Here is a 4,692-nt window from a genome sequence, read left to right as displayed (position 1 = left end):
CGAGCGCGACGATCGCGCTCGGCGATTCCTCCGGCCCTTTCAGCACCAGCGTGCACCCCGATGCAAGCGCGGCCGCGATCTTGTGCATCGCCTGGCTGAACGGAAAATTCCACGGCGAGAACGCCGCGCACACGCCGATCGGCTCCCGCAGCACCGTCTGGGCAACATCCGGGGAGCGCGACGGCACGACGCGGCCGTACGTGCGACGCCCTTCCTCCGCGTGCCATTCGAGCTGTTCGGCGGACGACACGACCTCGGCGATCGCCTCGCGAAGCGGCTTGCCCTGGTCCATCGTGATGTGGCGGCCGATCGCCTCGGCCCGCTCGCGCACCAGCGCGGCCGCGCGGCGCAGGATGTCCGAGCGCGCGAGCGGCGACTCGCGGCGCCACGTCGCGAACGCGCGATGCGCGGCGCGCACCGCTGCATCGATATCGTCCGACGTCGCATGCGGCAGGTCGCCGAGCACGCCGCCGGTGCCCGGATCGAGCACGGGCTGCGTGCGCCGGCCGTCGGCCTGAAGGAACCGGCCGTCGATATACAGATGGAGCGACGCGTAATCGCGTTGCGCGTCGGGTGTCATGCGGGAAGTCAGGGGCGTAAACGGGATCAAGACGGATACCTCGGTAGAGACGGCGCGATGCGTGATGGACAGGGCGACGGTCGCATCACGCGGCCGATGGCGGTGCATGCAACAGGCCGCCGATTTCCTGTCGGAGGATCTGGTTGTCCTGCCGGACGAGCAGATGCCGGACCTTGCCGCGAAACGTCCTGAATTCGGGATCGGCCAGCAGCACCGCGCGACGCCGGGCGCGATCGTCCAGCGACTCGAACGCCCACAGATAGACGAGCTGGTTCAGCGGCCCGATCTCCGTCGCAAAACAGCCGACCATCGTGCCGAGTGCGTGCTCCTGCGGCGCGCGACCGCATTCCGCATACAGCCGCAGATACTCGGCGACGCCGCCCGGCACCAGCGTGTAGGTGCGTTGCTCAACAAACATCCGCGGTCTCCCGTTGTCGCGCTGCAAACGCCTGGAACGCCGCGGTCACGCCGGCCATGCCGGCGGCGTCCGTCTGCGCCGCCACATAGCGGTCCGGACGGACGACGACGAGCGGCGCCGCGTGCCGGTCGAACCATTCGGCCATCGCGTTGTCGACGTCCTCGACGCACACGCTGTCGTGCGCGCTCGCGATGCGCTGCTCACGGCACGTTCCGCTGCGCGACCGTACGATCTGCACGAATTTCGCGCCCAGCGCGGTCCAGAACGCGCGATCGTCGTCGCTCAGGCATGCCTGTGGATCGCATCGCCAGCCGATGATCGCAAACCACGGGCCGAGCACGTCGTCGAGCTTGCGACGTGCACCGTCGGCCGTCTCGACGTCGGGTTGGACGATCATGCGCCCGACGGCGTCCGACGTGCCCGTGACCACGACCCCGTGCGTATAGCTGGGCATCGGCTTGAAGCGCATCTGCAGCACGTAGTCCTTCAGACCCGGCGCATACCGCGCGAGCCCGAGGAACCGGTCGCGCAGGAACGCGACCAGACGGCTGGTCGGCATCAGCATCGCGCCGAACGTGTCCGCGAGATCGATCATCGCTTTCGCATGGTCGCGCCGCTCCGATTCGTACGTCGAGATCACGCGCCGGTGCAACGTGCCGTTCACGACCCCCGCCAGCTTCCAGGCCAGATTGCCCACGTCGCGCAGCCCCGCGTTCAGCCCCTGGCCGATCCACGGCGGGCTCAGGTGCGCGGCATCGCCGATGAGCGCCACCCGGCCGGCGACGAAACGTTCGGCCACACGAGAGTGATGCGTGTAGGTCCGCGCACGCACGATCTCGATGCGATCGACGTCGTCGACGTACGGCGCGATCAGCGCGCGGATCGACTCCGGTTGCGCGATCGCCTCCTCGTCCTCGTGCGGAAACACGAGAAATTCCCAGCGTCGATAGTTGAACGGCAGATAAATGCAGACGTTCGGGCGGCGCGGATCGCAGTTCAGCGCGGTACACGGCTGGTCGAGCCGCGCGTTCTTCACGTCGACCACGACCCACTTCATTGGATGCGTCGTACCGGCCAGCCTGATGCCGAGCATCTCGCGGACGGGGCTGCGCCCGCCGTCGGCCGCCACCACGTAGTCGGCATCGAGTTCGTATTGCTGCCCGTCGGCGGCGCGTACCTGAAGCGTCACGCATTCGTCGTCCTGTTCCAGACCGACGACCTCTTCCCCCGTACGCAGCGACACGTGCGGATAGCGTGCCAGTGCATCGCGCAGCGTGCGTTCGGCCAGGTGCTGCATGAAGATGTTGCGGCGCCACCAGCCGAACTCGCGTATCGACGGACGGATGTCGGCGAAACATTCGCCGTTCGCCTTGAACATGCGCAGCGGCACGTTCTGGATGATGTCGCGGCTCAGTTCGTCGGCCAGGCCGGCCGTCTGAAACAGCCGCAGCGCCTCGTCGTCGATGCCGACCGCGCGCGGGAATTCGACGATCTGCGGCGCCCGTTCGACGACGATCGTATCGACGCCATACAGGCCGAGCAGGTTCGCCATGGCCGCGCCGTTCGGCCCCGCGCCGACGATGGCGACCGAGGTCCGGTTCCGGTTGTTCGCTTTCATTCGCCCGCGCCTCCCACGCGCCATGCAGGATCATCGAGACGATCGAGCCAGGTGCGCAGCGCGCGATTGAACGCATCGGGCTGATCGTCGTGCACGTAATGCGTCGCGCCGGGAATGTCGATCCGCTCGATTTCCGCATGGGCGGCCGCCATTTCGGCCGCCACGTCCGCGGACAGGAAATCCGAGTCGCCGCCGCGCAACAACAGCGTGGGCACGTGCAGGTTGAGGATCAGCGGCCACAGATGGACGAGCTGCTCCGGCGTCGCGGCCAGCCGTGCCACCGCGATCCCTTGCGCATCGTGACGCCAGACGATCCGGCCTTGCTCGCCCTCTTTCAGCGAATGTGCGAGGCGCGAATCGAGCGCGGATTCCGTGATGTTCGGCCGCTGGCGTCGCCAGAATGCGCGCGCGTCGTCCCACGACGCGAACGCGTCCGGGGTTTCCTGCAACTCGCGCTTGATGCGCTCGGAACCCGGCGAGCCGGCCGACGCACCGGGGCCCATGTCCTCGATCACGAGGCCGGCGAGCCTTTCGGCGTGCCGTTCCGCTTGCGACGCTGCGTAGACGAACGCATTGGCGCCGCCCATCGAGTGCCCGACCAGCACGAATCGTCGCAGGCCCAGTGCGCGCACCAATGCGTCGAGATCGCGCACGTAGGCTGCCGCGTAGTAGTCCCGCCGCGGATCCCAGTCGCTCAGCCCGCGCCCGCGCTGATCGAGCGCGACGACCCGGTAGCGGTCGACCAGCGCATCGGCGACGGGCGCCCAGGTATGCGCGTAACTGCGCAAGCCGTGCAGCATCACCACGGTCGGCGCATCGTCGCGCCCCCAGCTCACGTAGTGCAGCCGCAGTCCATCGCTGTCGACCCATCCATCCTTGACGGATGCCGTGTTCATGATGTGCTCCCCGATCGGCATGCGCGCTCAGACCAGACCGTCGCGACCGACGATCTCGCTCGCCTTCAGGCCGCCGAGCCGTGCGTGCAGCCGGCCGCGCGTCGCGAACGCGAAGATCACCAGCACTTCGTCGTCGTTGGGTGCATCGGGAAACAGGCACGTCACCGTGTCGTAGTGCGAGCGCACGTAGAGTGCATCCTTGTGCGCGAGCGGCACGTCGATCACGGTATTGATCGGGCCGCGCTTGCCGCTCGACGGCACCCACGATTTGCCGCCGCCCAGCGCCGCGCGGATCGGCTCCGCGAAGATCGACGTGAGGAACGCGTTGCCGTGTTCGTATTCGCCGGCCGAGCCGACCAGGCACGCCTTGCCGTAGCTCTCGATCCCGCGGCCGTCCGCGAGCGACTCGATGCGTCGCGCAAACTCCTTGCCGAGCGCGGGCGACGGGCGCACGAGATCGTCGAGGTTTTCGCTGAATCGCCCCGCGTACGGGTTGTGAACGGCCGCGGCGATCACGATCTTGCGCAGCGGCTCGCCATCCGCGAGCTGGCCGGTTTCGTTCGCGAGCGAATCCTCGATCTGCGTGTACCACTTGCGGATGTGAAAGCCTTCGAAATTGGCGGTCTTGCTCATTTGCATTCCTATATAAGACGTCGATGATGCGGATTGAAAGGCGGCGTTTCAGTCGAACAGCGGTTCGAGCTGGACGGGATCGCTCGGCGCGTTGTATCGATGCAGCACGCGCTTGCCCTCTTCGTCGTCCGTGACCATTTCGCAGAAGAATTCGAGCCGGTTGCCGTCAGGGTCCGTGAAATACACACCGATCCCGACCTTGTGATCGGTGATCTTGACGATCGGCACGTCGCGGCGAATCAGCATCCCGTACAGGCGGCGCAATTCGGTCAGCCCGCCGGCGATTTCGAGGCCGTAGTGCTGCAGGCCGATCGTGCCGAGCTCCGCATCGGATGCCGCGCGAATCAGCGCGATGTCGTGGTGCTTCTGGCCGAACGACATGAACACCCACTGCGCGTCGCGCGCGGTTTCCGTCATGCCGAGCACGTCGGCGTACCAGATGCTCGAGCGGACGGGGTCGCGCACGAACAGCGACAGGTGGGTGCGCTGCACGCGCGGCGTCGGCAGCGGCAGGCCGCTCGCGTTCGCACGCTCGGCGCGTTGGCGG

6 protein-coding genes are annotated in these 4,692 nt (G+C 67.4%); all 6 read right to left on the bottom strand.

Annotated elements, in window-relative coordinates; genetic code table 11:
- Window positions 1-580, bottom strand: a 580-nt coding sequence (locus JMF90_RS24905) for an aldehyde dehydrogenase family protein (protein ID WP_201325549.1), incomplete at its 3' end; no start/stop codon positions are given.
- A gap of 85 nt (window positions 581-665) precedes the next feature.
- Window positions 666-998 (bottom strand): NIPSNAP family protein, encoded by a 333-nt coding sequence (locus JMF90_RS24900; RefSeq protein WP_201317271.1) that lies wholly within the window; start codon window positions 996-998, stop codon window positions 666-668.
- Entirely contained in the window at window positions 988-2,616 is a 1,629-nt protein-coding gene (locus JMF90_RS24895; RefSeq protein ID WP_011549881.1) for a bifunctional 3-(3-hydroxy-phenyl)propionate/3-hydroxycinnamic acid hydroxylase, read from the bottom strand. Before JMF90_RS24895 ends, JMF90_RS24900 begins: the two co-directional genes overlap by 11 nt.
- Window positions 2,613-3,512: an alpha/beta fold hydrolase gene (locus JMF90_RS24890; RefSeq protein WP_011549882.1), complete on the bottom strand. Its 900-nt coding sequence runs from the start codon at window positions 3,510-3,512 to the stop codon at window positions 2,613-2,615. The genes JMF90_RS24895 and JMF90_RS24890 overlap by 4 nt, the downstream gene beginning before the upstream one ends.
- 27 nt (window positions 3,513-3,539) lie before the next feature.
- Entirely contained in the window at window positions 3,540-4,145 is a 606-nt protein-coding gene (locus JMF90_RS24885) for an amino acid synthesis family protein (protein ID WP_011549883.1), read from the bottom strand.
- A gap of 48 nt (window positions 4,146-4,193) precedes the next feature.
- A partial coding sequence (locus tag JMF90_RS24880) for a VOC family protein (RefSeq protein WP_236598033.1) occupies window positions 4,194-4,692 on the bottom strand: 499 nt, incomplete at its 5' end.

The sequence above is a fragment of the Burkholderia sp. E168m23 genome, from assembly GCF_016586125.1.
Classification (GTDB): domain Bacteria; phylum Pseudomonadota; class Gammaproteobacteria; order Burkholderiales; family Burkholderiaceae; genus Burkholderia; species Burkholderia orbicola.
This window is presented reverse-complemented; position numbering and strand designations above follow the sequence as displayed.